General features: G+C 68.1%; 28 protein-coding genes. 15 read left to right on the top strand and 13 right to left on the bottom strand.

Going from position 1 to position 25,655, the window contains the following annotated elements:
• Window positions 1-59: 59 nt before the first annotated feature.
• The 5 genes from ybeY (at window position 60) to ACWF82_RS20250 (ending at window position 6,090) form a co-directional block, all read left to right on the top strand.
• Window positions 60-614, top strand: a complete 555-nt coding sequence (gene ybeY / locus ACWF82_RS20270; protein ID WP_379038254.1) for an rRNA maturation RNase YbeY — start codon at window positions 60-62, stop codon at window positions 612-614.
• Complete coding sequence (locus tag ACWF82_RS20265; protein ID WP_452503243.1) at window positions 611-1,942, top strand: hemolysin family protein; 1,332 nt, start codon at window positions 611-613, stop codon at window positions 1,940-1,942. The genes ybeY and ACWF82_RS20265 overlap by 4 nt, the downstream gene beginning before the upstream one ends.
• Complete coding sequence (locus tag ACWF82_RS20260) at window positions 1,935-2,270, top strand: cytidine deaminase (RefSeq protein WP_365042915.1); 336 nt, start codon at window positions 1,935-1,937, stop codon at window positions 2,268-2,270. The genes ACWF82_RS20265 and ACWF82_RS20260 overlap by 8 nt, the downstream gene beginning before the upstream one ends.
• Window positions 2,263-3,168 (top strand): GTPase Era, encoded by a 906-nt coding sequence (era, locus tag ACWF82_RS20255; protein ID WP_452503241.1) that lies wholly within the window; start codon window positions 2,263-2,265, stop codon window positions 3,166-3,168. Before ACWF82_RS20260 ends, era begins: the two co-directional genes overlap by 8 nt.
• A gap of 90 nt (window positions 3,169-3,258) precedes the next feature.
• Window positions 3,259-6,090, top strand: coding sequence for an ABC transporter substrate-binding protein (locus ACWF82_RS20250; protein WP_452503239.1), 2,832 nt, complete (start codon window positions 3,259-3,261; stop codon window positions 6,088-6,090).
• Between the two features lie 18 nt (window positions 6,091-6,108).
• Here the strand turns inward: ACWF82_RS20250 and ACWF82_RS20245 are convergent, their stop codons facing one another.
• The gene (locus ACWF82_RS20245; protein WP_452503237.1) at window positions 6,109-7,530 is read right to left on the bottom strand and encodes an amidase; all 1,422 of its coding nucleotides are present in this window, start codon (window positions 7,528-7,530) and stop codon (window positions 6,109-6,111) included.
• Window positions 7,531-7,680: 150 nt separating this feature from the next.
• Here ACWF82_RS20245 and ACWF82_RS20240 point away from each other — a divergent pair, with 150 nt between their 5' ends.
• From ACWF82_RS20240 to ACWF82_RS20220, 5 genes are all read left to right on the top strand, one after another.
• Complete coding sequence (locus tag ACWF82_RS20240) at window positions 7,681-8,547, top strand: alpha/beta fold hydrolase (protein WP_452503235.1); 867 nt, start codon at window positions 7,681-7,683, stop codon at window positions 8,545-8,547.
• Window positions 8,534-9,136, top strand: a complete 603-nt coding sequence (locus ACWF82_RS20235) for a TetR/AcrR family transcriptional regulator (protein ID WP_452503234.1) — start codon at window positions 8,534-8,536, stop codon at window positions 9,134-9,136. The genes ACWF82_RS20240 and ACWF82_RS20235 overlap by 14 nt, the downstream gene beginning before the upstream one ends.
• A gap of 49 nt (window positions 9,137-9,185) precedes the next feature.
• Window positions 9,186-9,953: a DNA repair protein RecO gene (recO, locus tag ACWF82_RS20230; protein ID WP_452503232.1), complete on the top strand. Its 768-nt coding sequence runs from the start codon at window positions 9,186-9,188 to the stop codon at window positions 9,951-9,953.
• 65 nt (window positions 9,954-10,018) lie between these two features.
• Complete coding sequence (locus tag ACWF82_RS20225) at window positions 10,019-10,834, top strand: isoprenyl transferase (protein ID WP_452503230.1); 816 nt, start codon at window positions 10,019-10,021, stop codon at window positions 10,832-10,834.
• 74 nt (window positions 10,835-10,908) lie between these two features.
• Window positions 10,909-11,262 carry a YbjN domain-containing protein gene (locus ACWF82_RS20220; RefSeq protein ID WP_229740157.1) on the top strand — a complete coding sequence of 118 codons (354 nt, stop codon included), beginning with the start codon at window positions 10,909-10,911 and terminating at the stop codon, window positions 11,260-11,262.
• Window positions 11,263-11,265: 3 nt separating this feature from the next.
• Here ACWF82_RS20220 and ACWF82_RS20215 read toward each other — a convergent pair whose 3' ends face one another.
• Window positions 11,266-12,018 carry an LGFP repeat-containing protein gene (locus ACWF82_RS20215; protein WP_452503229.1) on the bottom strand — a complete coding sequence of 251 codons (753 nt, stop codon included), beginning with the start codon at window positions 12,016-12,018 and terminating at the stop codon, window positions 11,266-11,268.
• A 108-nt stretch (window positions 12,019-12,126) separates the two neighbouring features.
• On the bottom strand, window positions 12,127-12,735 hold the full coding sequence (locus ACWF82_RS20210; protein ID WP_452503227.1) for a TetR/AcrR family transcriptional regulator: 609 nt from the start codon (window positions 12,733-12,735) through the stop codon (window positions 12,127-12,129).
• Between the two features lie 102 nt (window positions 12,736-12,837).
• Here ACWF82_RS20210 and ACWF82_RS20205 point away from each other — a divergent pair, with 102 nt between their 5' ends.
• Window positions 12,838-13,812, top strand: a complete 975-nt coding sequence (locus ACWF82_RS20205) for a hypothetical protein (RefSeq protein ID WP_452503225.1) — start codon at window positions 12,838-12,840, stop codon at window positions 13,810-13,812.
• 72 nt (window positions 13,813-13,884) lie between these two features.
• Here the strand turns inward: ACWF82_RS20205 and ACWF82_RS20200 are convergent, their stop codons facing one another.
• Window positions 13,885-15,606 carry a GMC family oxidoreductase gene (locus tag ACWF82_RS20200; protein WP_452503224.1) on the bottom strand — a complete coding sequence of 574 codons (1,722 nt, stop codon included), beginning with the start codon at window positions 15,604-15,606 and terminating at the stop codon, window positions 13,885-13,887.
• A gap of 54 nt (window positions 15,607-15,660) precedes the next feature.
• Here ACWF82_RS20200 and ACWF82_RS20195 point away from each other — a divergent pair, with 54 nt between their 5' ends.
• Window positions 15,661-16,509 carry a hypothetical protein gene (locus ACWF82_RS20195; protein WP_452503222.1) on the top strand — a complete coding sequence of 283 codons (849 nt, stop codon included), beginning with the start codon at window positions 15,661-15,663 and terminating at the stop codon, window positions 16,507-16,509.
• Between the two features lie 5 nt (window positions 16,510-16,514).
• On the opposite strand, the gene ACWF82_RS20190 is transcribed toward ACWF82_RS20195, so the two are convergent.
• Genes ACWF82_RS20190 through ACWF82_RS20175 form a run of 4 tightly spaced genes read right to left on the bottom strand, consistent with a single transcriptional unit; the run spans window position 16,515 to window position 19,511 of the window.
• On the bottom strand, window positions 16,515-17,285 hold the full coding sequence (locus tag ACWF82_RS20190; RefSeq protein WP_452503220.1) for an ESX secretion-associated protein EspG: 771 nt from the start codon (window positions 17,283-17,285) through the stop codon (window positions 16,515-16,517).
• Window positions 17,272-18,573, bottom strand: coding sequence for a hypothetical protein (locus tag ACWF82_RS20185; RefSeq protein WP_452503218.1), 1,302 nt, complete (start codon window positions 18,571-18,573; stop codon window positions 17,272-17,274). Before ACWF82_RS20185 ends, ACWF82_RS20190 begins: the two co-directional genes overlap by 14 nt.
• Window positions 18,570-18,950, bottom strand: coding sequence for a hypothetical protein (locus tag ACWF82_RS20180; protein WP_452503216.1), 381 nt, complete (start codon window positions 18,948-18,950; stop codon window positions 18,570-18,572). The genes ACWF82_RS20185 and ACWF82_RS20180 overlap by 4 nt, the downstream gene beginning before the upstream one ends.
• Window positions 18,951-18,959: 9 nt before the next feature.
• On the bottom strand, window positions 18,960-19,511 hold the full coding sequence (locus tag ACWF82_RS20175) for a DUF3558 domain-containing protein (protein WP_452503214.1): 552 nt from the start codon (window positions 19,509-19,511) through the stop codon (window positions 18,960-18,962).
• A gap of 258 nt (window positions 19,512-19,769) precedes the next feature.
• Between ACWF82_RS20175 and ACWF82_RS20170 the strand changes: the two genes are divergently transcribed.
• Window positions 19,770-20,036, top strand: coding sequence for a hypothetical protein (locus ACWF82_RS20170; protein ID WP_452503212.1), 267 nt, complete (start codon window positions 19,770-19,772; stop codon window positions 20,034-20,036).
• Window positions 20,033-20,458, top strand: a complete 426-nt coding sequence (locus ACWF82_RS20165) for a DNA-binding protein (RefSeq protein ID WP_452503211.1) — start codon at window positions 20,033-20,035, stop codon at window positions 20,456-20,458. Before ACWF82_RS20170 ends, ACWF82_RS20165 begins: the two co-directional genes overlap by 4 nt.
• Window positions 20,459-20,475: 17 nt before the next feature.
• Here the strand turns inward: ACWF82_RS20165 and ACWF82_RS20160 are convergent, their stop codons facing one another.
• The 5 genes from ACWF82_RS20160 to ACWF82_RS20140 all read right to left on the bottom strand — a co-directional run bounded on the left by ACWF82_RS20160 (window position 20,476) and on the right by ACWF82_RS20140 (window position 24,054).
• Window positions 20,476-20,979, bottom strand: coding sequence for a hypothetical protein (locus tag ACWF82_RS20160; RefSeq protein WP_452503209.1), 504 nt, complete (start codon window positions 20,977-20,979; stop codon window positions 20,476-20,478).
• Window positions 20,976-22,832, bottom strand: a complete 1,857-nt coding sequence (locus tag ACWF82_RS20155; protein ID WP_452503207.1) for an alpha/beta hydrolase — start codon at window positions 22,830-22,832, stop codon at window positions 20,976-20,978. Before ACWF82_RS20155 ends, ACWF82_RS20160 begins: the two co-directional genes overlap by 4 nt.
• A complete protein-coding gene (locus ACWF82_RS20150) occupies window positions 22,832-23,122 on the bottom strand; it encodes a type VII secretion target (RefSeq protein ID WP_452503205.1) in 291 nt (96 codons plus the stop codon). The genes ACWF82_RS20155 and ACWF82_RS20150 overlap by 1 nt, the downstream gene beginning before the upstream one ends.
• Window positions 23,123-23,249: 127 nt before the next feature.
• Window positions 23,250-23,732: a Fur family transcriptional regulator gene (locus ACWF82_RS20145; protein ID WP_452503203.1), complete on the bottom strand. Its 483-nt coding sequence runs from the start codon at window positions 23,730-23,732 to the stop codon at window positions 23,250-23,252.
• Window positions 23,704-24,054: an ArsR/SmtB family transcription factor gene (locus ACWF82_RS20140; RefSeq protein WP_378855702.1), complete on the bottom strand. Its 351-nt coding sequence runs from the start codon at window positions 24,052-24,054 to the stop codon at window positions 23,704-23,706. Before ACWF82_RS20140 ends, ACWF82_RS20145 begins: the two co-directional genes overlap by 29 nt.
• A gap of 184 nt (window positions 24,055-24,238) precedes the next feature.
• On the opposite strand from ACWF82_RS20140, the gene ACWF82_RS20135 reads away from it, so the two are divergent.
• Complete coding sequence (locus ACWF82_RS20135) at window positions 24,239-25,639, top strand: glycine--tRNA ligase (RefSeq protein ID WP_373291762.1); 1,401 nt, start codon at window positions 24,239-24,241, stop codon at window positions 25,637-25,639.
• Window positions 25,640-25,655: the final 16 nt, after the last annotated feature.

The raw sequence follows: 25,655 nt of genomic DNA, 5'->3' as shown, positions 1-25,655 counted from the left end.
ACCAGAGCTGGCCCGATGCCGCTCCCGGCGGCGTCGGGTCGGCACCGTAGGCTGAACAGGTGAGCATCGAGATCGCCAACGAATCGGGCATGGACGTCCCCGAAGAAGACCTGGTCAGCGTCGCACGTTTCGTGATCGGCCGGATGGACGTGCATCCCGCCGCCGAGCTGTCGATGGTGCTCGTCGATCTCGACACCATGGCCGACCTGCACGTGCGCTGGATGGACCTGCCCGGCCCGACCGATGTGATGTCGTTCCCGATGGACGAGCTGGAGCCGGGCGGTCGCCCCGACAGCCCCGAGCCCGGCCCGTCGATGCTCGGCGACATCGTGCTGTGCCCGGAGTTCGCGATGGGCCAGGCCCAGAAGGTGGGCCATTCGCTCGATCACGAGCTGGCCCTGCTCACCGTGCACGGCGTGCTTCACCTGCTCGGCTACGACCATGCCGAGCCGGAGGAGGAGAAGGAGATGTTCGCGCTGCAGGCCCAGCTCCTCGAGGAGTGGTATGTGAGCCTGCGCGAGGAACAGCGCCGCGCCGAATTGGCCGAGCGCGACGCCCAACTACTCGGCAAGGCAGGTTTCACCGCACCGGGTGACGCACTGGGCCCCGCGTGACCTCACTGACCCAGATCCTGCTCGCGATCCTGCTGATCGGGCTCGGCGGGGTGTTCGCCGGGGTCGACTCGGCACTGAACACGGTGTCGCGGGCTCGCCTGGACGACATGGTCCGGGAGGAACGACCCGGCGCCGCGCGGCTGCGCAAGATCGTCGACGACCGTCCGCGGTACGTGAATCTCATGGTGCTGCTGCGCATTCTGTGCGAGATCACCGCCACCGTCCTGCTCGCCGCGGCGACCCTGGAACTGTGGACCGCGGGCACCGCGCTGCTGGTCACCGCCGCGGTGATGGTGGTCGTCTCCTACGTCGTGATCGGTGTCGGCCCGCGCACGCTCGGCCGCCAGCACGCCTATTCGATCGCACTCGGCGCCGCGGTGCCGCTGCAGATCATCGGCGCGGTGCTGAGCCCGGTGAGCAGGCTGCTGATCCTGCTCGGCAACGCGATCACCCCGGGTAAGGGTTTCCGCAACGGCCCGTTCGCGTCCGAGATCGAGCTGCGCGAAGTGGTCGACATGGCCCGCGAGCGTGGCGTGGTCGCCGACGACGAACGCCGGATGATCCAGTCGGTCTTCGAACTCGGCGACACCGTCGCCCGCGCGGTGATGGTGCCGCGCACCGAGATGGTGTGGATCGAGGCCGACAAGACCGCGTCCCAGGCGATGTCGCTGGCCGTGCGCTCCGGTCATTCCCGGATCCCCGTTGTCGGTGAGAACGTCGACGACGTGCTCGGCGTCGTGTATCTGAAAGACCTTGTCCCGTATGCCGATCGCAGCCGCAAGGTGACCGTGCGCGAGGTCATGCGGCCCGCGGTGTTCATCCCCGACTCCAAGCCGCTCGACGATCTGCTCGACGAGATGCAGCGCCGCCGCAACCACATGGCGCTGCTGGTCGACGAGTACGGCGGCATCGCGGGTCTGGTGACGATCGAGGACGTGCTCGAGGAGATCGTCGGCGAGATCGCCGACGAATACGACACCGACGAGACCCCGCCCGTGGAAGACCTGGGTGACGGCCGCTACCGGGTGTCGGCACGGCTGTCGGTGGAAGACCTCGGCGAGCTGTACGGGTTCGATATCGAGGACTCCGACGTCGACACGGTGGGCGGTCTGCTGGCCCACGAGCTGGGTCGTGTCCCGCTGCCCGGCTCGAAAGTGACCGTGTACGGGCTGGTCCTGCGCGGCGAGGGCGGCGCCGATGCCCGCGGCCGGATGCGGGTGAACACCGTGCTGGTGCGCCGCGCGGCCGAGAAGAACAAGAAGACCGTGGCGGGCGCCGAGTCCGCCGAGGTCACCGTGCCCGACGACAACGGAGAAACCGATGAGTGAACTGGACGCCGAGGACAACAAACTGCTGGTGCTGGCGCGTGGCGCGCTGGGCCGCACCGGGGGCGCGAGCGGCGCCGCGATCCGCGACACCGACGGCCGCACCTACGCCGCGGGTGAGGTAGCGCTGACCGCGCTGCGCCTGACCGCGTTGCAGGCCGCCGTGGCCGCCGCGATCTCCAGCGGCGCCGAGGGTTTCGAGGCGGCGGTCGTCGTCGGCGGTGAGTCCGACGACGCCGGTATCGCCGCGGTGCGTGAGGTCTCGCCGTCGGCCGCGGTCATCCGCACCGACCGCAGCGGCGCCGTCCTGAGCGAGGTGCACGGTGGCTGAGAAGGAATTCCGTTCCGGCTTCGTCTGTTTCGTCGGCCGCCCGAACACCGGCAAGTCGACGCTGACCAACGCCCTGGTCGGCACCAAGATCGCGATCACCTCCTCGCGCCCGCAGACCACCCGCCACACCATCCGCGGCATCGTGCACCGCGACCACGCCCAGCTGATCCTGGTCGACACCCCCGGCCTGCACCGCCCGCGGACTCTGCTCGGCCAGCGCCTCAACGACCTCGTGCGCGACACCTACTCCGAGGTCGACGTGATCGCCCTGTGCATCCCGGCCGACGAGAAGATCGGTCCCGGTGACCGCTGGATCGTCGAGCAGATCAAGATGATGGCGCCCAAGACCACCGTCCTCGGCGTGGTCACCAAGATCGACAAGGTGAGCCGCGACCAGGTCGCCCACCAGCTCATGGCGGTCTCCAAGCTGCTCGGTCCCGACGCCGAGGTCGTCCCGGTGTCGGCGGTCAAGGGCGAACAGGTCGAGGTGCTCGTCGACGTGATCGCCTCGAAGATGCCGGAGGGCCCGGCGTTCTACCCCGACGGCGAGATCACCGACGAGCCAGAGGAAACCCTCATGGCCGAGCTGATCCGCGAGGCCGCGCTCGAGGGCGTGCGCGACGAACTGCCGCACTCGCTGGCCGTGGTCATCGAGGAGATCCAGCCGTACGAGGCGAACGAGGACATGCTCGAAGTGCATGCCCTGCTGTATGTCGAACGGCCGAGCCAGAAGGCGATCATCATCGGCAAGAGCGGTGCCCGCCTCAAGGAGGTCGGCACCAATGCCCGCAAGCAGATCGAGCACATTCTCGGCACCCGGATCTACCTGAATCTGCACGTGAAGGTCGCCAAGGATTGGCAGCGCGACCCGAAACAGCTGGGGAAGCTGGGCTTTTGACCGTTTGAGCGTCGGCGGTAGGGGGTATCGTTCGGCGAATACGCCGACAGTGCCCGGCGTGCTCGCTGATCGCCCGGGGAGGCCGTCGAAGTGCCCGATGCCAATGATGTCGGCAAGCTGCTCGAGCTGCTGCGGGCGCTGGAGATTCCCGACACCAAGCCGCGGGTGCTGCGTACGCTGCTGCGCGGGCACCGCACACTGCCCCGGCCGATCGTCGAACTGGTCGGGGTGCAGGGGCATTCCGCGCTGGTCGCCGACCTCTACAGCTGGCTGGGCGAATCCGGTGGCACGCGTGCGACCCCGCGGGCCAAGATCGATCTGCACGCGCCCGATCTGCCACCCACGATGCTCACACCCGACCTCACCGCGGTCAGCTCGCACGACGAGCAGGAGGTATCAGGGCACTGTCTGCCGATCGTCCAGCAGTTGGTCGCGGGTTTCGCCGCCGACGACACCGCGATGGGCGCGATCAAGTTCCCGCGCTACCGCACCGCCGATTGGCTGACGCGCCAACGGGTCACCAGCGACGAGTCCGAGGCGCCCGACGAGTTGCGCCGCAGGCTGCCCAAGCTGCTGCGCAGCGGTTCACCGACCAGCCGCTCCGACACCGCGGAAGGCGTTGCGGGCGACACGATCTCGCGGGTGGTCTTCGGTGTGCTCGCGCTGTGGCCGGTGCTGCGGTTGTGGCTGTGGGTGTCGGGTCGCATCCCCGGCATGTCGAAGGTGACCAGGTGGTTCCTGCACCAGCGCTATCTCGCGCCCGAATTGTCGGGCAGTTTCCTGGGTTTCGCGTCCCGGCTGACAGCTTCGCACCGGGTCGACGAGAACGAGGAGCAGGTCGCCAAACTCCTGATCCACGCGTTCCTCGAGGATCTGCGCGACGCCTACCGCCGCCGGATCTGGCGGCCGTCGAGCTGGCGGCGCACCGCCTACCCGGTGGCGCTGCTCGGCGGCCTGGCCGAGGGCAGTGACGGCGCGCGAATCCTCACCTGGGTCAACGAGATCAGGAACGAGACGGGCCATTTCGATCCGCTGGTGATCGTGGCCTTCCGCGATGAGGACCCGAACCGCGAGGTCGGCGAGCTCGGCCACATCGGTGAACTGCGCACGCTGCGCACCCTGGAGAGCCTCGCCGAGCAGCCGTCATCGCAGCCGCCGGACCCGTTGCAAACCTGGGTGCGTGAGATCGACAACCGGCGCACCCATCGCCAGACCGACGCCTGGTTCCTGCCATTGCGCGCGCTGCTGCCCGCCGAAACGCCGCCGCTGATCAGCGATTCCCGCTTCCGTGGGCTGGCATTGCCGCCCGCGCCGCCGATGGCCGCGCGGAGCTGGTTCGTCGGGCTGTGCGTGCTGATCCCGATCGTGCTCGCCATCGGCGCCGCGCTGATGTACTTCCCGCCGCTGCGCAACGCGCCGTGCTCGCAGTGGCCGTGGACCGATGGCGTCTCGGTGAGCCTGCGCGACGGCGAATGCGTTGGCTACAGCGACAACACCGCGCAGCTGTTCGCCGACGATCCCGAGCTCACGGCGATGCAGCGCGAAGTGTTCCGGCTCAACGCGGCGGCCGCCGAGGCACGCGAGAGCAATCCGAACCGGCCGCTGGTCTCGCTGGTGTACTTCGCCGGCCTCAGCTACGCCGACACCAATGTGCGCTACCCGCACGCCCAGGTCGAGGAGCTGGCCGGGCTGGCGGTGCAGCAGCGCCGCGCGCTGCTGGCCTCCGACGAATCGGAACCGTTGCTGCGCGTCGTCATCGCCAACGGCGGCTCGGATATGCGACAGGCCGGCTGGGTGGTCGACCACCCGCTGCGCGCGCTGGCCGCCGACGATCCCAGCGTGCTCGGCGTGGTCGGCATCGACCGCAGCACCGACGAGACCCGACGGGCCATCACCCGGCTCGGCGAACTCGGCGTGCCCGCGGTGGCGACGACCCTGTCCGCCGACGGGCTCGAGCACGCCTCGCCGCTGTATTTCCAGGCGGCGCCGAGCAATGCCGTGCAGGCGCGACTGATCGCGGACTACGTGCAGGGCGCGCGTGCGGCCAACGGCGCGCCCCGCTACGACAAGGTGACGATCTATCATCCCGAGGCCGCCGACGATCTGTACGTGACGAGCCTGGTCGCCGACCTGCAGGCCGAGCTCACCACCCGCGGTGTCGCGCAGGAGAGTCTGAGCTGGCGCGAGCAACAGCAGCTCTACCGGTTCCCCGCACCGTGCGAGACCGACGGCTTCGACCGGCGGACCCTGCTCTTCTTCGCAGGCCGCAACAACGATTTCCCGACCTTCGCCAAGTCGGTGAGCCGTGGCTGCCTGAGCGGAGCGGGCCCGGCGATCCTCGGCAACGACGCGGTGACCCGGCTGATCACCGACCCGAAGGCCACGGCCGCCCTGCCCGCGAATCTGACCGTGCGCTACGTGTCGAAGGCGGCGCCGGTGATGCTCGGCGGGGCCGATTGTGTCGGCGGCGTCGGCAAACTCGGCAATCAGCCGGTGCCGTTCGAACACGAGCAACTGTGCGTCGAACTGGCCGGTCTGATCGAGGATCTGCGCGGCTACCCGGAACTCACCGACTACCGGCCGACCTGGGCGGGCGACCGTACCGGCCTCGCGTTCGATGTCAGCGGATTGTTCCTGCAGGCCGTGCGCAGCAGTCGCGGTGTGCTCGCCGACCTGCCGCCGAACCGGACCGCCATCGCGGTGCAATTGCGCGAGAGCGACTATCGCGGTGTCACCGGCACGCTCGGCTTCTCGACGCGACGTGTCGCCGACGGGTCATCGATCGCGGTGCTGGTCACGACGGCGGTCGGCGCCCCCGGACCCCAGCGCTGCCTGGTGATGTTCCCGCGCCAGACCGGTCAGGACGGATGTCCGTCGGGTACGAAGAGCGATCTCGAAGGGTGGGTCGAACCAGGACGGTAGTGCTCGACCTGTCGTGACTCACCACCACGGTGCAGGGCGGTTGCGCTCCCAGCGCAGCTCCGATTCCAGCTGCGCGGCCAGCGAGATCAGCGTCGGTTCGCTGTTCGCGGTGCCCATCAGCTGAGCGCCGATCGGCAGTCCGGTCTCGGTGAAGCCGGCGGGGACGTTCACGCTCGGCCAGCCCAGCACATTCCACGGCCAGGTGTAGGGGCAGGCGCCGGTGATCAGGTTGTTGGTCGCGCCGACGCCGATGCCGTCGATCTCCTCGGCGCGGGGTGCTGGGGTGGCGGTGGTCGGGGCGAGCACCAGATCGTAGTCGTCGAAGAACGAGCCGATCTGCTTGTGCAGCAACGGTTCGAGGCGACGCGCCGCGGCGAGCACCGGTCCACCGAGGACCCGGCCGACGCGGGAGTTGGCGGTGGTCCGCGGGTCGACGATCGCCTCGGGCATCGCCCGGTGCACCAGATGGATACCGGCCATCGAACGCGGCAGGAACGATGCGCCGATCATCAGCCCGTAGTGCAGGTCGGCCACGGTGACGGTGTGCCCCAGCGCGCGCAATGTCTTCGCCAGCGCGTGCACCGCCACCGCGATCTCCGGGTCCAATGCGGTCTTGGTCGCGGTGAACGGAATACGCAGGGACAGCGCGATTCTGAGCTTGCCGGGATCGCGGCCGACGGCAGCACTCGCATCGATGGGCGTCGGCGTGTGCAGGTCACCGCTGTGCGGCCCGGCGGCGACGTCGAGCAGCAGCGCCGCGTCGCGGACGGTGCGCGCGAGCGGCCCGTTGACGGTCAGCCCGTAGAACGCCTCGGCGTGCGGCCAGGTGGAGATGCGACCGCGCTGCGGCTTGATCCCGACCAGATTGGTCCACGACGCCGGGATACGCACCGAGCCGGCACCGTCGGAACCCAGTGCGGCAGGCACCAATCCGGCCGCGACCGCCGCCGCCGAACCACCCGACGAACCACCGGGGGTGCGGGTGCGATCCCACGGATTGCGGGAGTGACCGAAGGCGTCACCGCTGGTGAACGGCAACTGACCCAGCTCACAGGTATTGGCCTTGCCCACGATCACCGCACCGGCGGCGCGCAGCCTGCGCACCGATTCGGCGTCCTCGGTCTTGGGCGCGAAATCGCCACCGCAGCCGAAAGCCGTGACCTCACCGGCGATATCGGTGTCGTCCTTGACCGCGATCGGCACGCCGAGCAGTGGCAGCCGGGCACCGGCGGCCAGCCGCGCGTCGGCGTCGGCGGCCTCCCGGAGCGCGGCCTCGCGGCGGAGGACACGGAAGGCGTTGAGCGTCGGCTGGGACGCCTCGATCCGGTCGAGCGCGTCGGTGACGGCCGCGACCGAGGAGACGCGGCCGTCGGCGATCGCCGCGGACAGTTCGGTGAGGCCGAGGTCGGCCGAGGGGGCGACGCTGTCGGGCGCGGACATGTGAGCTCCATCTCTGCAGGTAATCGGGTCGACCGTAGCGTGAAGCTGGTCACCCGTCCACATACCCTGGGTGGATTTCTCGGCTATAGACATACATACGGAATGTATGTAACAGTGGATATGCCCAGCATTCGACCAGGGGAGGACCCCATGGGAATCAGCTCAGTACTCGGCCCGGCACGCGAGATCGCCCTGTCGTCCGGACGCATCCGCTATCACGACACCGGCACCGGATCGCCGGTCGTGTTCGTGCACGGCCTGCTCGTCAACGCCGACATCTGGCGGGGGGTGGTACCCGGCCTCGTCGCCGCCGGACACCGCTGCCTCACGCCCGACTGGCCGCTCGGCTCGCATTCGATCCCGATGCCCGGCGCCGACCTCACGCCCACCGGCATCGCTGACCTGATCGCCGAGTTCCTCGACGCGCTCGACCTCACCGACGTCACGATCGTCGCCAACGACACCGGCGGCGCGCTCACCCAGCTCCTGATGACCCGCCGCCCGGAGCGGATCGGCCGCGTCGTCCTGGCCGCCGTCGACTGCTACGAGGTGTTCCCGCCGTTCCCGTTCGCCACCCTGCTGCGCGCGGCCGCCCTGCCCGGCGCGGTGCGCGCGGCCACCGCCGCCCTGCGCCTTCGGTTCGTCCAGGGGTTGCCCGTCGGCTTCGGCTGGGTGGCGAAACGCCCGGTGCCGCAGGAGATCCGGAACTCCTACCTGCTGCCCTCGCGGCACTCGGCCGCCGTTCGCGACGACCTGCGCCGCTTCGCCGCCGGGGTGGACAACGGGGCGACACTGGCCGCCGCCGCCGAATTCGGGAAGGTCGACCTGCCGGTCCTGGTCGTCTGGTCGCGCGAAGACAAGCTGTTCCCGATCGAGCTGGCCCAGCGACTCGTGCGCGATCTGCCACGGGCGAAGCTGGTCACCGTCGAGGATTCCTACACCTTCCTGCCAGAGGACCAGCCGGAGTTGCTCACCGGACTGATCGTGGAGTTCACTCGGCTGCATGCAGCGCCGTAGTCAGGAGGATCGCTCCCGCACCACCAGGGCCGCGCTCGAGCAGGCAGGTCGCGACCTGTTCGCCGAGCGCGGTTTCGCGGGCACTTCCGCCGAGCAACTGGTCGCGGCCGCCGGGGTCACCCGGGGCGCCCTGCACCACCACTACGGCGACAAGCGCGGCCTGTTCCTGGCCGTGCTCGAGCAGCTCGAAGAGGAGATCACCGCCGAGGTACAGCGCGTACTCGACGCCACCGACCCCGGTGACGTCGTGGCGGGCATGACCGCGGGCCTGGCCTGTTTCCTCGAAATCTGTTCCCGCCCCGAAGTTCTGCGTATCGCCCTGACCGATGCCCCCACCGTGCTGGGCTGGCAGGCGTGGCGCGAACTCGAGGCCCGCCACGGCCTCGGCCTCATCACCGACCAGCTCGACCGGGCGACGAGCGCGGGGCTGATCGCGACCGCCCCGGTCCCGGTGCTCGCGCAACTGTTGCTCAGCGCGATCGCCGAAGCCTCGCTCATCGTCGCCCACGCCGAAGACCCGGCCCGCGCGCGCCTCGACACTCAGCAGTCGCTGCTGCTCCTCATCGCCGGCTTGCTCCGGCAGAGCTGATGTCTGTGTCCGCGGCCGCGGTGTCGGGTCGACGTGGAAGACTGGGCCCGTGCGGTTGTATCGGGATGAGGCGGTGGTGGTCCGTCAGCACAAGCTGGGCGAGGCCGATCGCATCGTCACGCTGCTGACCAGGCAACACGGTCTGGTGCGCGCGGTCGCCAAGGGGGTGCGGCGCACCAAGTCGAAGTTCGGGGCGCGGCTCGAGCCGTTCGCCTACATCGACGTGCAACTACATCCCGGCCGCACACTCGACATCGTCACCCAGGTGACCACGGTCGAGGCTTTCGCCGCCGACATCATCGACGACTACGGCCGCTACACCACCGCCTGCGCGATCCTCGAGACCGCCGAACGCCTCGCGGGCGAGGAACGCGCACCGGCGCCGAAACTGCACGCGCTCACCGCGAGCGCCCTGCGCGCCATCGCCGCCAAGCAGCGCCCGCACGAACTGATCCTCGACGCATACCTGTTGCGCGCCATGGGTTTCGCCGGCTGGGCGCCCGCGCTCGACGAATGCGCACGCTGCGCCACCCCCGGCCCGCACCGCGCGTTCCATGTCGCGGCGGGCGGCGCGGTCTGCGTGCACTGCCGTCCGCCGGGCGCGAGCACCCCGGCCGCGGGTGTGCTCGATCTGCTCGTCGCCCTGCTGAAGGGGGAGTGGGACTACATCGCCGGCGTCCCCGACAATGTCCGCCGCCAGGCCAGCGGTCTGATCGCCGCCCATCTGCAATGGCACCTGGAACGCCAGCTGCGCACATTGCCGCTGGTAGAGCGGTCCACCGCCCCGGCGACAAACCCTTCGGCCGTCGCAGGCTGACCGCGCTCGGTCCAGCGCACCGCCCGCAACTCAGGCCAGGGTGAGCATCAGGCAGGATAGAAGACGTGATTCTGCGTCGTGACTCTTCCGCCGGGGCCAAGCAGGGAACCGGTGCCGCCCGCACCGTGCGCCCGCCGTCCGCGCACCCCTCCGGCGCGCGTCCGCCCGCGATCCCGCCGGAGCTGGTCCCCAACCACGTCGCGCTGGTGATGGACGGCAACGGCCGCTGGGCGCAGGAGCGCGGGCTGCCGCGCACCGCCGGTCACGAGCGCGGCGAGGCCGTGCTCATGGACGCCGTCGAAGGCTCCATCGAGATCGGCGTCAAATGGCTCTCGGCCTACGCCTTCTCCACCGAGAACTGGCGGCGCAGCCCCGACGAGGTCCGCTTCCTGATGGGCTTCAACCGCGACGTGATCCGCCGCCGCCGCGACGAGATGCACGAGATGGGGGTGCGGGTGCGCTGGGCCGGTCGCCGACCGCGCCTGTGGCGCAGTGTGATCAAGGAACTCGAGATCGCCGAAGAGCTCACCAAGGACAACGACGTGATGACGCTGACCATGTGCGTCAACTACGGCGGCCGCGCCGAGATCGCCGACGCCGCACGGGAAATCGCGCGCCGCGTGGCGGCGGGGGAGATCGATCCGGAGAAGGTCGACGAGGCCACCGTCGCCAGGTACCTCGACGAACCCGACATGCCCGATGTCGACCTGTTCCTGCGCCCGTCGGGCGAGTTCCGCAGCTCGAACTTCCTCATCTGGCAGGCCGCGTACGCCGAATTCGTCTACCAGGACACGCTTTTCCCCGATTTCGATCGGCGTAACCTGTGGGACGCGTGCCTGGAATACGCCAAGCGCGATCGTCGCTTCGGCGGCACCAAATGAGCGACGGAGCCGAGATGGACGCGGTGGTCACGCCCGAACTGGACCTGCAGGCGCGCACCGGCGCCTGTCTGCAGATGCAGGACATCGATATCCGCGTCGACGCCGACGGCTCGCTCGGCTTCGAATACGACGGCGCGCTGTGCTCGATCCGAGCCGTCACCTTGGCGCCCGGCCTGACCGTGCTGTCGCTGACCAGCGTGCTGGCCTGGGACCGCCCGCTCAAGCCACAGCTGCACAAGCGCGTCGCCGAGCGCAACAACGAGATCCAGTTCGGCTCGGTCACCCTGATCGGGCGCGGCAAACTGGGCGACGTCATCCTGCGCTACACGTTCCCCGCCGAGGGCCTCGACGACCAGGCACTCACCACCATGCTGCTGCTCGCCCTGTCCGGCGCGAGCAGGGCCAGGCAGGGCCTGCTCGCGCCGTAGGCGTCAGCTCGAGGGCTTCCAGGTGATCTTGCCGCCCTGGAAATCCTGGGCCTTGCCGCCCTGGTAGTCGTATTCGTCGCTGGTGGGGTAGCCGTAGCGGCCGCCCTCGGCGCCCGCGCGGATCCAGTCCGCCTGGATGTTGCCCCACACCGCGTGCGCGCCGGTCGACGAGGACCAGTAGATGGCGCCGGTCGGGAACATCGAGAACTGGCCGTCGCCCTTGCCCGCCTTGGACACGTCGCTGAGCGGGAAGCCCAGCGGGCTCGACTCCCAGCCGAGCGCGGCCCACTTGTCCCGGATCGGGCCGCTGATCTGGTGCGCGCCGGTGCCGACGGACCAGTAGATCGAGCCCTTCTGGAAGTGGTTGAACCGCCCGGCGCCGCCCGGCGTCGACTGCTCGCGGGTGACCGGGTAGCCGAGCTTGCCCGACTCGTTGCCGTGTTCGGCGAACTTGTCGCGGATCTGCCCGGCGACGGTGTTGGCATTGGTGTCGGGGTGCCAGTAGATCGCCGCGTTGTTGGCGAAGGTCTGGTACTTGCCGCCCGCGGGCGCATCGGATTCGGGGGAGGTGGGGTCGCCGAGCGCGGCGCCGCCCGCCTGGTCGTATTCGGTCTCGATCGCGCCGCCCACCTCGAATTCGCCGATCATGCGCGCCTGCGCGGTGCCCGCGAGGGCGGCGGGCAGTACGGCCACCACGGTCGCGGCCGCGAGGGCGGCCAGGCCGCGTGATCGAAGGGTTCGTCGGTGCAATGCCACAGGAAACTCCCTGGTCGGATCGATGTTCAGCAATGTCCGGCGCGCGGGACCCCCTCCGGTGCCGCACCCGAACCTACCCGTTCGCCGTCACCGGTAACAGTGAGCTTTCTAACGATCCGCGGTCCGCGCGACGGGGAGCAGCACCTCGACGCCCTTGGCCACGTCGTCGGGATCGACGTCGCCGAGCAGCAGATGCTGCAGGATGAAACCGGGCAATATGCCGATGACCGTCTTGGCGAGACCGTCCACATCGCTGTCGGCCGGAATCCATCCCAGGTCGCGCATCCGCGCCAGGTACTCACGCCACAGCTCACGCATGGCGGCGATGCCCTCGCGCACGGGCACGCCCGCCTCGGGCTGCACCAGCGCCAGCGCCCAGGCCTGCGGTGCCAGCCGCAACGGCCCGTCCGGACCACTGCGCTTGATCACCTCGGCAGTCAGCAGCCGCACCACTTCCGCGGGAACCGGCGGCGTCTCGGCCCGGATGATCTCGGCCAGCCGCAGCCGCAGCGGCACCATCGTCTGCATGACGAGCGCAGCGATGATCTCGTTCTTGCTGGTGAAGTATCGGTAGACGGCCCCGGCGGACAACCCCGCCTCGGCGAACACGTCCTGCATCGAGGTCTCGTGGAAGCCCTTCCTGGCGAAGCAGAGCTGCGCGGCGTCGAGGATCTGCTGCCTGCGGCGTTCGAGGTGTTCTTCGCTGACTCGGGGCATGTCTCAAAGTAAAACGAATATCCGTTCTTGACAAGTGAAGTGGGTGGTGTCACGGTAGAACCTACAAAAAGAACGAACATTCGCTTTTAAGGGAGAACCGCCATGACGATCACCCGACGAGCAGTAGCGCTCGGCCTGGCAGCCACCGCGCTGCAGGCACTGCTCCTGATCGCCTTCGCCTGGCCCGCCGTCAACCTGTCCCCGCGTGACCTGCCCATCGCGGTGACGGGTCCCCAATCCGCGCAGATCACCCAGCAACTGCAGCAACGCAGCCCCGACTCCTTCGAGATCACCACCCTCGCCGACGTGAGCGCCGCCCGCACCGCGCTCGCCGACAACGAGATCTACGGCGCCATCGTCACCGGCGGCGGCGCACCGCAGGTCATGGTCGCCTCGGCCGCCTCACCCGCCGTCGCCCAGCAACTCACCGCCCTGGCCCAGCAACTCAGCGGTACTCCCGCCGCCCCGGTCCAGGACGTCGTCGCCACCGACCCCGACGACCCGCGCGGCGCGGGCTTCGGCTCGATGGTGCTGCCCCTGGTGATGTCCGGCATCGCGGCAGGCGTCCTGCTCACCCTGCTGATCCCCGGCTTCGCCGCCCGTCTCACCGGCCTGGTCACCTTCGGCATCGCCGGCGGCCTGCTCAGCACCCTGGTCTTCCACACCTGGCTCTCGATCGTCCCCGGCTCCTACCTGGAACTCGCCGCCGTCGCCGGCCTGGCCGCCTTCGCCGTCTCCGCCACCATCGTCGGCCTGGCCGCCGCTATCGGCCGCCCCGGCATCGGCCTCGGCGCGATGACCATGCTCCTGATCGGCAACCCGTTCTCCGCCGCCACCTCCGCCCCCGAACTCCTCCCGCAGCCCTGGGGCATGATCGGCCAGCTGTGCCCACCCGGCGCGGCCGCGTCCCTGCTCCGCTCGATCGCCTACTTCGACGGCGCGGGCGCCCTTGCCCCGCTCGCGGTGCTGCTCACCTGGTCGGCGGCCGGTCTCGTCCTGCTCGGCGTTGGCGCCCTGCGCTCTCGTCCCTCGGGCGCTCCGGACCTCACCCCGGCACCGGTCGCCGTTCCCGCCTGAAGTCCCCCGCGCGAAGATGCTCCGCACGAACAACTTTCGTGCGGAGCGTCTTCGCGCGCCGGGCGCTGAACCTCAGCCGTGCAGGATCAGGTCCGCGCATTTCTCGCCGATCATGATGGTGGGCGCGTTGGTGTTGCCACCCGTCACGCTCGGCATGATCGATGCGTCGGCTACCCGGAGTCCGTCGATTCCGCGTACGCGGAGCTGCGGATCCACGACCGCGCGTTCGTCGACGCCCATGCGGACCGAGCCGACCGGGTGATAGACGGTGTGGATGCGGTTCGGCAGTTCTTCGCGCATCGCCGCTTCGTCGGTGAAATTCGCGCCGGGGACTATTTCGCCCTTGTTGTCGCCGGTTCCCGCCATGATCTCGCGGACCATGTCGATGCCTTCCAGAAGGACCTCGGTGTCCTTGGGGGCCGTCAGGTACGCCGGATCGATGAGTGGTGCGGCTGTCGGATCCGCCGATGCCAACCGGACGGTTCCCCGGCTCTCCGGGTAGATGAGCGCGGGGAAAATGCTTTGACCTGGTTTTTTGGTAGCCGGAACGACTCGCTTGTCGGAGTCTTGATTCGGCGACGGATAGACCCAGTAGAGGCTGAGTAGTTGCAGGTCGGGGATCTCGCTGGCATGGGAGGTGCGCACGAACGCGACGGATTCGAAGGAGGAACCGGCCGCCCACGACGAACCGGGACGACATCGTTCCGCCGCCAGCCCGCGCAGGAAATACGGCGTCGTCGGCTTGCGCAATGCCGATTTCATCGCGAAGGAGAGGGGGACGAAAAGGTGGTCCTGCAGGTTGTCGCCGACCGGCAAGTCCGCCTTGGCGGCGATACCCCGCTCTTTCAGATGCGCGGCGGGGCCGATCCCGGACAGCTGCAAGATCCGCGGCGACCCGAACACGCCGGCCGATACGACGACCTCGCGCGAGGCCCCGATCACCTGCTTGCCGCCGTCGACCAGGATCTCCACGCCCGTCGCGCGGGATCCTTCGATGACGACCTTCGTCACCGTCGTCCCCGTGAGCACGGTGAGATTGGGCAGCGGATCTTCGTGCAGGTAGCCCTTGGACGAGGAGTACCGCACACCGTTCGCGGCGCTCTGCTGAAAAACCGCGACACCCTCCTGGCTCTCGCCGTTGTAGTCGTCGAGCTTCGGCACACCGAGGCGCGTCGCGGTGGCGTCCATGAACGCGCGCGCCGCGTCGGTGATGGTGTGCTGGCGGGTGACCTTGATCGGACCGCCGGACCCACGTAATTCGCTCGCCCCGCCCTCCCAGTCCTCCATCCGCCGGAAATAGGGCAGGACGTCCGCGTAGGCCCACCCGTGGCAGCCTTCGGCGGCCCAGTCGTCGAAGTTCTTCCGGTTACCCCGGACGAAAAGCATCCCGTTGACCGAGCTCGACCCGCCGAGTATCCGGCCGTGCACCATGGGGATCGTGCGGTCGAGCGCATGGCGCTGCGGTGTCGACTTGTCGCCCCAATCGAACAGCTTCTTCAGCTGCGGCGTCGAGTGGATGACATTGATCGCGCCCGGAATCCGGAACAGCATCTTGGCCCAGCCCTTGTCGTCCGCCCCACCCGCTTCGAGCAGCACCACGGACGCGCCGCTTTCGGCGAGCCGGCGCGCGACGGCACAGCCCGCGCTGCCAGCCCCTACAACGACATAGTCGGCTTCTGTCACCTTGTTCTCCGGTCGGGAGTCGACCCAAAACGACCTTCGGATTCTATCGCGATCTACCTCGCGCCAGAAGTCGGCTGACCTCGGTGGGGTTCGGACGAACCTCGTTAGCATCGGTGTGAGCGACTGTCTGTGTCGTGGTGGCCGTTTCTGATCGGAGGAATCGTCGTGGACGGTCTGGCGGTGACATCCCGGGGGCCGCGTTCTTCCGGGCGTGGGGTTGCGGTGCTCGTGGCGGCGGCGGTGTCGCTCGTGGTCGCGTTCGTGCTCGTTCCCGGGATGGTGGCGGGATGGGGATCCGAGGGCGGGATCGGCGACGAGGGGGAGCTTCGGGGTGCGCTGCGGGTGGCGTTCGTCGGTTACTGGAGTTCGGGCGCGGGCGAGTTCTCGCCCGCGCTGGATGATGTTGTGGAGTACTGGTTTCGGTATCACGTGGTCAAAGCGCTGATCGCTGTTGTGCTGCTGGGTGTTCTGGTCGCGCTGGCCTCGCTGCTGTGGAAAGACGTTGGACGGAAGGGCGATTCGGGGCGAGGGCGCAGGATTGTGCTCGGGACGGCCGGTGTGGGCGTCACGGTGTTCGCACTCGTCGCGTTGGTGGCGGTGATGGCGAATGTGCAAGGCGCGGTGGCGCCTTACGCGTCGGTGTTGCCGATGCTGTTCGACGAAGCGGTGGGGCCGGAACTGGCGGGGACATTGGAGGACGTCGGTCGGCAGTTGGCCGCGTCGGCAGGGACGGGTGCTTCGCCCGCGCTCGACGTGATGATTGATGGCTTCACGCGCTATCACGTGGTGATGGCGGTGATCGCGGCCGTTGTCGCGGTGGGTTTCGCCGTGGCGAGTGTGGTGCTGTGGAAGCGGCGTGCGGGGAGGTCGTCGGGGGAGCGGCGCGTGCTCGCGGGGTCCGGGATGCTCGCGGTGGCGGTGGCGGCGGTGTTTCTCGTTGTCGTGGTGGCGAATACGACGACCGCGGCGGATCCGGTTCCTGCGCTGCGGGCGTTGTTCGACGGCGGGTGGTGAGAGGCTCAGGCGAGTCGTTCGTCGGGGTCGCCGAATTCTTGGTGGTAGCGCTGGGCTCGGGTGAGCATGCGGCGGATGCCGGCGATCATGCGGTCGGGGGCCAGGGGTTCGGCGATGATGGGGTCGCCGGTTTTGACGTAGTAGCGGCCGTCGTCGTAGTCCATCCACCAGAAGGTGCGGCCGGGGCTGGGGCGGGCGTCGACGGCGGGGCCGGAGAAGGTGGAGATTTCGCCGAAGGCGCGGCGTTTGCGATGGAAGATGCGGTTGAGCTGGTCGGCGGAGCTGAGTTGGCCCGCGCGGTATTCGAAGTGTTCCTCTTCGGCGGCGAGCTTGTCGCGGCGGACTTCCACCGGGGGCTTGGTGCCCGGCTTCGCGCGGGGCAGTGCCGCGACCGCGAGGGCGGCCACCTGGTCTGCGCGGCAGTAGGTCATGACCACGTCGCCGCCGATGTCCTCGGCGGTGCCGCGTGCCTGGGTCAGGGTCGCCCCCGCGGGGCCGCGGATCGCGCCGTGGAAGCGGATCGCGTTCGAGGTATCTTGTCCGACAAAGCCTTTGGATTCGACCCTGGCGTCCGGGTCGAGCAGGACGGTCAGCGCGTGCTCGACCGCGGGATCGTATTTGCGGAGCAGGCTCTCGACCGCCGCTTCCCGATGCCGCTTCAGTTCGTCGAAGTCCGCGATGTCGGTGCGGTATTGCAAGGGGTAGGGGAGACGGTCACGGCCGTAGCCTGCCCACAGGACCTCGAATTCGATGCCGGTGAATTCAGCTCGGTGCACTGTCGTGGTCTCCGCCTATCACCGGGGGCACGGTCCGGAGTCCGTCCGTGCCGATCAGCAGCTCGCCGTTGCCTTGGTTGATCAGATAGTCGGGGATGCCCTTGGTCCGCTCGTCGTCGGACCCGCCGCGGCCCGCGCCCGGCGCACCCATTCCGGCCATGCCTGGTGCGCCACGGCCGCCGCTCGCCGCCCCGGATCTGGCCGCGGCAGCCGCTGCGGCGGCCGGGGATTGGCCGCCGGGCAGGCTGCGGCCTGGAGCGGGGGAGGAGGGGGTGCCGCCGCCCGGTGTGCCGCCACCTCCACCGCGACCGCCGCCCGAGGGGCTGCCGGTTCCCGGCGTGGCGGGGGTGATCGGTGTTGTGGTGCCAGGAGCGGTCGAACTCGGCGTGGTCGCGGTCGGTGTCGTGGATTGCGGTGTGGTGCTGGGGCTCTGCTGTGTGGTCGAACCCGTGTCGGTGGATTGCGTGGTGGTCGGGGAGGCTTGGGTGTCCTCCGTCGGAGTGCCCTCGTCCGGTGTGTCGGTCGCCAGGTCGTCGGTGGTCGAACCGCCGTCGGCGGTTTGTCCTGGTGTCCCACCGTTATTCGTGCCACCGTTACCGCCCGTCGCACCGGGGTCGCCGGTGCCTGCGGTGATGGACGGCGCCGTCGGCAGATAGGGGACGCCGTTGTCGGTCTGGGCGGCCACCTGGCCGTAGACCGAGTACAGGATCCGCCTGCCCTCGTCCTCGGCTTCCTTCTGGTTGTGCTCGTCGACCTTCATCACGCCGTCCTGCGGCAGTGTCTTGCCGGTGACGTTCGCGCGCTCGGTCAAGCCGGGCATCAGGGCCTGGGTCTCCTCGATGCCTGTGCGCATCTCGGACAGCTTCAAACTGATCGCCGTGGCCGCCTGCGACAACGGGATCGACTGCTCCGCATAGTTGTTCACCGCGGTCACCGCCGCGGACGCCGCCGCACCCGTCCAGCCGCTGTGCCCGTTCGCGCCGGTGACGGTGCGCGCAAACTCCTGGTTGAACTTGTAGAACGTGCCCATCAGGTTCATGCCGATATTCGCCCACGCTGTCACCGCGTCGTCGACAAGCTGCGGCTTCATCGCCGCAACCGCGGCCTGCATCTGCGCGAGCGTCATGCTGTCGTAGCTGTCGGGCGTGGTGATGTGCGGCGGTTGGGTGTCGCCGCTGAAGATCGTGGAGTAGTTGCCCTGCTGCTGGCGGTTGTAGATACCGGCTCGCTCGGTGTTCCACTGCTCCTGCGCGGCGATCACCTTGCTCTTGTACTCGTCGTAGGTCATCCAGGTTCTCCCGCCGCGGTGATCTGGGCGCCGGTCGATTGGTCCTGGGCGACGAAGTTGGCAATCGCCTTCGCGACAACCTCTTTCGCGGTCTGGACTGTCTCGATGTGCTTGCGGAGGACGTCGTCGAGCGCGCGATCTCCACCGGAGGCAGTGAGTGAAAACTTCCGCTCCAACGCTTGGCTGGAGTTGAACGTACCGAAGCCCGAGATGTTCCGGACCTGGTCGACCTGGGCGTAGATCTCTTCCAGCCGGTCCAGATGGTCGTCGCACGTTCGGTCCAGATCCCTACCGATCTCGGGATCTAGTGACAGCTCGCCTGCGTTTGCCTGGACGAGCAACTGGTTCCATTGGGCAGGGTCGACGCTGAAGTGCATTTGTCACCCTCAGCTCTCGGGAAGGTGCTGGGCCAGGCTGTCGGTGAGCCTGCGCGCCTCAGGACAGGGCGCGGGCGGTGCGGAAGCACTGACGCGGTTCAGCAATCGGAACAGGACCGACCCATTCGGGATCTCCACTGCGACAGTGCAACCGAGATCGTAGGTCGATCCGGTCGTACGGAGCTGTAGCGCCTTGTGCGAGCCCACGGTCGTCTCGGTGAAGTCGGTGAAATCCGTTCGCGCACGTGATTCGGCGAGTGCGTGTTCCGAAGACAGGATGGAGAATGTGTACTGCTTGGCAGAGTCCTGCCAGCTGCAGGTCTTCCATCCTGTGAAATCGACCCCGGCAACGTCGCTCTTCTTGCTGCCGGCGTTCAACCCCACCCCACTGACCGCCGAATCCGGCAGCGAACACGGATCCCACACCTTCGCCTCGGCATCCACCGAGGTCGGGCTTGCCGCCACGCTCACACTGTTCGTCGGCGGGGGAGTCGTACCACTCTCGGCATCCCCGCAGCCGACGACGACCATCCCCACGGCTACGACGCCGACGACCTTCACCACATTGCCTCGCACTGTCGACTCGACCATCCCCTCCTGGTGTAGACAGCTCCGCTCTCGCCATCGAGCGGTCACGGCTGTGCAGAGTCTAGTCGGAACCGAATCCCTCGGGCGTTGTCGTCCTATCCCTTGCCGCCGACCAGCGGCCGTGCGATGGCGACATGCCGAGGCAGAATCCACTGCTCCGCCCACGATGCGCCAGCTCACGAGGACTTGGGCTCTGGTATGGCACCCTATACCGAGTGTATGGTTGAAAGTATGGCGAACACCAGGAAAGTGACGGTGACGATCCCCGCGGACCTGATCGATGAGATTCGATCTGAGACAGGGGAGCGGGGCCTGTCCTCCTACGTCGCGGAAGCGTTGCGCGCCAAGCGAGATCGTGATCGCTTGGTGGAGCTGGTCGATTGGTTGCAGGCCGAGCACGGCCCCGTGACGGCTGCCGAGCAGGCCGAAGCACTGCGGGAGTTGGAGGCGCTGGATGCTGAGCACTCGCGACGCCGTGCGCAAGGCGACGTTGCATGAAAGGCAAGCCGAGTGGGTCGCGCACGAGCCCATTGCGGACGTTCGTCTTCGACAGTGAGGCGTTGTCGCTTGCGGTGCGTGGTGACCGCAAAATGATTGCTCGGCTGGACCTCGCTGCCCGGGGCGCGGCCGATGTCATCACTTCTCCGATGACCCTTGTCGAAGCATTCGATGGCAAAACTACCGAGCAACGCTGGGACTGGGTCCTCTCTCGTATGGTCGTGGCCGACATCGGCAAGGACGAGGCCCGGCGGGCAAGGCGAATGTTGGCAGTTGCCGGTCTGCATGGGCACAAGTACGCCATTGATGCGGTGCTCGCTGTTGTCGCGCAAGCACAGCGTGGCCAGGTCACAGTGTTCACGTCGGATGCCGACGACATGGAGCAACTACTGCCGGACACGATCGCCGTCGTCGAGGTGTGACGGGGCGGTCACGGTCCTCACTCTGCCGCGCAGGGGGAGGCGGCGGCCATGGTGAATCGCACTTCCTCGTCGTTCTGGCCCACCCGGATCCGGGACGACGACACCGAGAATCCCTGTGCGTCGCGGTAGTACCTGCTCACCGGGTCCTGGTCCGGATTCTGGCTCGGCGCCAGGGTGAAACCACGGGCTGTCATCGCCTCGAGCTTGGACATGGCCCGGTCGACGAATTCCTGCGACGGGTTGACCACTTCCCGCTCGTATCGTGGGCGCCACGGCGGGCCTTCGTAGCTGATGGCCGCCATGCTGGTCCGGCAGCCTTTGCTCACATCGACAGCCTCCGGATCGACGGACAGGTGCTCCGGCCAGATGAGCTCGAAATTGTCCGCGACGATCGGCCTGGCCGCCCCCACGGTCAGGCCGGTGCGCTGCATGATGTCCTCGTTCGTCGGACCCTTGTCGTCCAAGGTCGCGCACCCTGTCGCGACGACCGCCACCATGGCGAGCACAGCGGCGATTCTCATCGGATATCGATCTTCACACCGGGGTCCGGATTGTCGGTGACGCGCGGTTCGGCGTAGGGGTCGATCTCGATATCGAACGCGGCGGCCGCCTGTTGGGCCGCGGCGGCCTTGGCGGCGTCGAAGGATTCCTTGGCGCCGTTCCCATTGTCGCCCAAGCCGATATCGACGAACGGCGTTTCGATGCCGCGCTCGACGTAGGCGGTCGCGGACGAGCCCTCGATCACACCGACGATGTTCCGGAAGGCAGTCGATCCCGGATCGTCCCAGTACTTGCCGTGGCCGTCGGTTCCGAAAACCACTTCCCCGGGATGGTTGGTCGAGGTGCCGCTGTAGTAGCCGGTGTCGAGCCGGACCACTCCGGGAACCTCGTCCGGATCCCCACCGAGCTCATCGGACGCATGCGGATTGCCAGGTAGTCGAACCCCGCCCGGAATGGTAAGTCCCCCTTCGGGATACGACTGCACCACACCGATCAGATCACCCGGCGCGGTCATCGAATACCGCTGGACGTCCGGATTCGGATTGTTCCATCCGGTATCGAACACCCCGGTACCCGCCGACGACGCATGGAGAATGCGGTCGGCCCGCAAGCCCAGCTGCTCGGCGGAACCGACGATCGATCCACCGTAGGAATGCCCGACGTAGGAGACCGGTGTTCCCGGCGCGGAGGACGCGACTTCGCGGTCGACTTCCCGGCCGAAGCCGACAAGCTTCGGCGCCATGTCGGCCGCGAACTTCGGGCTCGGCGCGCCGTCGGTCAGGCTGGTCAGGCTCTGCGGGAAATCGCCTTCCATGTACAGGAAGATCGGGCCGCCGGTCTGGTCGGCCAGATTCCACGCGGCGACGTGATTGGACCCGGAACCGTTCAGATTGGTCGACGTTCCCGGCACATACACCCCGGCCCCGGGCGAACCGGCCTTCATATCGCCGATCATCTCGATCATCCGGCCGTTGCCCTCGGTGCTGAACATGACGAACTTGCGATCGACCATGTCCAGTCGAGGAGTCGCGGTGTCACCGGTCGAGCCGGGCGCGGTGCCGAGCGTGCCCGACCCCTCCGGATTCGGGATCGGCGCGAGCATCGCCTCCAGCTGTTCGACCCGCGACTCGTCCCGATTCGGCTTCGTCTTCTCCGCCGTCAGCGCATTGCGCACATTGATCTCGTTGGCTTCGATCCGCATCACGAAGGGAACCCCGTTGAGATTTCCCAGCTTCTCCGGCGCGGCGATCACGATCTGCCGCTGTGCTTCCGGGCTCAGGCCGGCCAGGAAACTGGCACGCTCGTCGGCCGACATCGACGCCAGCTGGATCGCCACGGCGTCGGGGTCACGGATGGTCCCGTCGGCGAGGGTGATGTCGGGTTGACCGTCGCGAATGGCGGTGAGATCGGTGAGTGATTCCTTCAGGCGTGTCCCGAACTGGTTGTCCAGGCGTTCGATCTCGTCCAGCCCGCCGAACAGGTTGAGCTGGAAAACGCCTGCCGCGCCCTCCTTCTCCGGGTCGGGATGGGACACCCGGCCGTCGGGCTCGACCGAGAAACCCTGTCCGACAGCGAGATTCCGCTGATCCAGCACATACGTTCTGGCGTGCTTCAGTCCGAGGAAGGCATCCTCGGCGTCGTCGGCGATACGCAGCAGCACGGTGCGTACTTCGTAGCCATGGTCGACCTCCTCGTCGATCCGCCGGCTCGCCGCGTCCCTGGTCTGCCCGTGCCAGCTGCCCGTGGCGGAGACGGCACGAGAGCAGTCGTCGACCGAGGTCGACAGCGCATCGGCATTGGCGCGCGCGGCGTCGGCGGCGCGATGCAGACCGTCGAGGTTCCAGCCGTCGAGCTGGGTGATCGTCGGGCGCATCAGCGGGTGCTCAGCTTCCCGATCTCGCCGGCGATCTCGGCATCCTTGGCCTGGATGTCTGCCGAGAACTTGTCCACCAGATCGGCCAGGGTGGTGAACCTGGTCGCGATCGAGGACATCGCCTGCTGTGCGGGATCGGCCAGCGCGCGGACGGCGGCAAGGACATCGCTGCCGTCGCCGGTCGCCTCGTTCATCGCCGACCACGGAAGCTTGCCGACCTCGTCGGCCTCCTGCCGCCACGTCGTCGCCAGAGATTTCAGTTGATCGGGTTCGACACCCAGCGTGCTCACGATTCCCCCTCCTTCGGCGCCGAGCCGGCCACAGGCCGTCGGTACCACCGTGCGGATCGGTCCCTTCGTGAAGGTTGGACGGGGCTGTCGATCCGGGGGTTCCATCATGTGACGTGAGTCACAGAAACTAGACCGTCGCGGTCTCGTCCTTGTCCGCATCGGCGCGATCGTGCACGCAGTCGCGGCAGGTGCCGAAGATCTCCAGGGTGTGGCTGACCTCGGTGAAGCCGTGCTCGCCCGCGATCGTCTCGGCCCATGCCTCGACCGTCGGGCCCTCGACCTCGACGGTGCGGCCGCAGTGGCGGCACACCAGGTGGTGGTGGTGGCCGCTCGAGCACTGGCGGTAGACGGATTCGCCGGAATCGGTGCGCAGGACATCGACCATGCCCGCGTCGGCGAGGGACTGCAGCGTCCGGTAGACGGTGGTCAGGCCGATGCCCTCGCCTCGTTTGCGGAGCTCGTCGTGGAGTTCCTGCGCGGAGCGGAACTCGTCGATATCGCTGAGCAGGGCCGAGATGGCGCTGCGCTGACGCGTGCTGCGGACCCCGACCTGCTTTCCGGAGGGATTGTCTGCCAACGGATTACCCTTCCTCGGCGTGGGCGACGGCATCGACGACGATGTGCGCCAGATGGTCGTCGACGAGTTCGTAGAGCACCTCGCGGCCCGAGCGTTCCCCGTGCACGACGCCCGCCGACTTGAGAATGCGCAGGTGCTGACTGACCAGCGGCTGGGTGACCCCGAGTGCGTCGACCAGCTCGTGCACGCAGCGCGGCGACTCGCGCAACTGCAGCACGATCGCGATCCGCACCGGCGCGGCCAGCGCCCGCAACAGCTCACCCGCGTCCTCGAGCACCTGGCGCGCGGGCACCGCCGCGGGGGCGGGGGAGTGATACGGATTGTGCGCGTGTGCGGCCGCGGCATCGGTGGTCATCAACCAACTCCTTAATGGAAACCGATTCCATTTTGATATGCACGGGTGCGCATGTCAAATGACGCGCCGGGCGGCACCGGTCGGCTGCTGCAATCTCACTGGACGCTTCCCGATACCCTTGACCCAATACGTACGGTACGTGGCACCGCAATGCCAGGTACCGCACAATTCCGACTCGCAGTGGATGGAGATATCTCGCGTGGCACCCAAGTCGAAGGTGGACACCGTTGCCAACCTCGCCAAGCGCCGGGGCCTGGTTTACCCGTGCGGTGAGATCTACGGAGGCACCAAGTCGGCGTGGGACTACGGTCCGCTGGGCGTCGAGCTGAAGGAGAACATCAAGCGGCAGTGGTGGCGCACCATGGTCACCAGCCGCGACGACGTCGTCGGCCTCGACTCCTCGGTGATCCTGCCGCGCCAGGTCTGGGAGGCCTCCGGCCACGTCGCGACCTTCTCCGACCCGCTGGTCGAGTCGCTGCACACGCACAAGCGTTACCGCGCCGACCATCTCCTGGAAGCGTACGAGGAGAAGCACGGCCGCCCGCCCGCCAACGGCCTGGCCGACATCAACGACCCCGAGACCGGCCAGCCCGGCAAGTGGACCGAGCCGAAGAACTTCTCGGGCCTGCTCAAGACCTTCCTCGGTCCGGTCGACGACGAAGAGGGCCTGCACTACCTGCGTCCCGAGACCGCGCAGGGCATCTTCGTCAACTACAAGAACGTCGAGACCACCGCGCGCAAGAAGCCGCCGTTCGGCATCGCCCAGATCGGCAAGAGCTTCCGCAACGAGATCACCCCAGGCAACTTCATCTTCCGGACCCGCGAGTTCGAGCAGATGGAGATGGAGTTCTTCGTCAAGCCCGGTGAAGACGCCGAGTGGCACAAGTACTGGATCGACACCCGCCTGGCCTGGTACACCGACCTCGGCATCGACCCGGAGAACCTGCGCCTGTTCGAGCACCCGAAGGAAAAGCTGTCGCACTACTCGGCGGGCACCACCGACATCGAGTACCGCTTCCGCTTCCAGGGCAGCGAGTGGGGCGAGCTCGAGGGCATCGCCAACCGCACCGACTACGACCTCAAGACGCACTCGGAGCACTCCGGCACCGACCTGAGCTTCTTCGATCAGGCCTCCGGTGAGCGCTACATCCCGTACTGCATCGAGCCCGCGGCCGGTCTGACCCGTTCGCTGATGGCGTTCCTGGTCGACGCCTACGCCGAGGACGAGGCCCCCAACGCCAAGGGCGGCGTCGACGTGCGCACGGTGCTGCGCCTTGACCGTCGCCTCGCGCCGGTCAAGGCCGCGGTGCTGCCGCTCTCGCGCAACGCCGACCTGACCCCCAAGGCCAAGGACCTCGCCGCCCAGCTGCGCCGCAACTGGAACGTGGACTTCGACGACGCGGGCGCCATCGGCCGCCGTTACCGTCGCCAGGACGAGATCGGCACCCCGTTCTGCATCACGGTCGACTTCGACACCCTCGACGACCAGGCCGTGACGATCCGCGAGCGCGACTCGATGGCGCAGGAACGCATCGCCCTGGACAAGGTGGAGTCTTACCTCGCCACCCATCTGATCGGCGCCTGACACGCAGCACGACGAA

The sequence above is a fragment of the Nocardia sp. NPDC055053 genome, from assembly GCF_053608285.1.
This window is presented reverse-complemented; position numbering and strand designations above follow the sequence as displayed.

Coding starts and splice junctions, on each gene's coding strand:
- ACWF82_RS20260 (WP_365042915.1), top strand. CDS start 1,935: ATGAGTGAACTGGACGCCGAGGACAACAAACTGCTGGTGCTGGCGCGT.
- ACWF82_RS20245 (WP_452503237.1), bottom strand. CDS start 7,530: ATGTCCGCGCCCGACAGCGTCGCCCCCTCGGCCGACCTCGGCCTCACC.
- ACWF82_RS20240 (WP_452503235.1), top strand. CDS start 7,681: ATGGGAATCAGCTCAGTACTCGGCCCGGCACGCGAGATCGCCCTGTCG.
- ACWF82_RS20235 (WP_452503234.1), top strand. CDS start 8,534: ATGCAGCGCCGTAGTCAGGAGGATCGCTCCCGCACCACCAGGGCCGCG.
- ACWF82_RS20220 (WP_229740157.1), top strand. CDS start 10,909: ATGCAGGACATCGATATCCGCGTCGACGCCGACGGCTCGCTCGGCTTC.
- ACWF82_RS20210 (WP_452503227.1), bottom strand. CDS start 12,735: ATGCCCCGAGTCAGCGAAGAACACCTCGAACGCCGCAGGCAGCAGATC.
- ACWF82_RS20205 (WP_452503225.1), top strand. CDS start 12,838: ATGACGATCACCCGACGAGCAGTAGCGCTCGGCCTGGCAGCCACCGCG.
- ACWF82_RS20200 (WP_452503224.1), bottom strand. CDS start 15,606: ATGCTAACGAGGTTCGTCCGAACCCCACCGAGGTCAGCCGACTTCTGG.
- ACWF82_RS20185 (WP_452503218.1), bottom strand. CDS start 18,573: ATGACCTACGACGAGTACAAGAGCAAGGTGATCGCCGCGCAGGAGCAG.
- ACWF82_RS20180 (WP_452503216.1), bottom strand. CDS start 18,950: ATGCACTTCAGCGTCGACCCTGCCCAATGGAACCAGTTGCTCGTCCAG.
- ACWF82_RS20170 (WP_452503212.1), top strand. CDS start 19,770: ATGGCGAACACCAGGAAAGTGACGGTGACGATCCCCGCGGACCTGATC.
- ACWF82_RS20165 (WP_452503211.1), top strand. CDS start 20,033: ATGAAAGGCAAGCCGAGTGGGTCGCGCACGAGCCCATTGCGGACGTTC.
- ACWF82_RS20160 (WP_452503209.1), bottom strand. CDS start 20,979: ATGAGAATCGCCGCTGTGCTCGCCATGGTGGCGGTCGTCGCGACAGGG.
- ACWF82_RS20155 (WP_452503207.1), bottom strand. CDS start 22,832: ATGCGCCCGACGATCACCCAGCTCGACGGCTGGAACCTCGACGGTCTG.
- ACWF82_RS20145 (WP_452503203.1), bottom strand. CDS start 23,732: ATGCCGTCGCCCACGCCGAGGAAGGGTAATCCGTTGGCAGACAATCCC.
- ACWF82_RS20140 (WP_378855702.1), bottom strand. CDS start 24,054: ATGACCACCGATGCCGCGGCCGCACACGCGCACAATCCGTATCACTCC.
- ACWF82_RS20135 (WP_373291762.1), top strand. CDS start 24,239: ATGGAGATATCTCGCGTGGCACCCAAGTCGAAGGTGGACACCGTTGCC.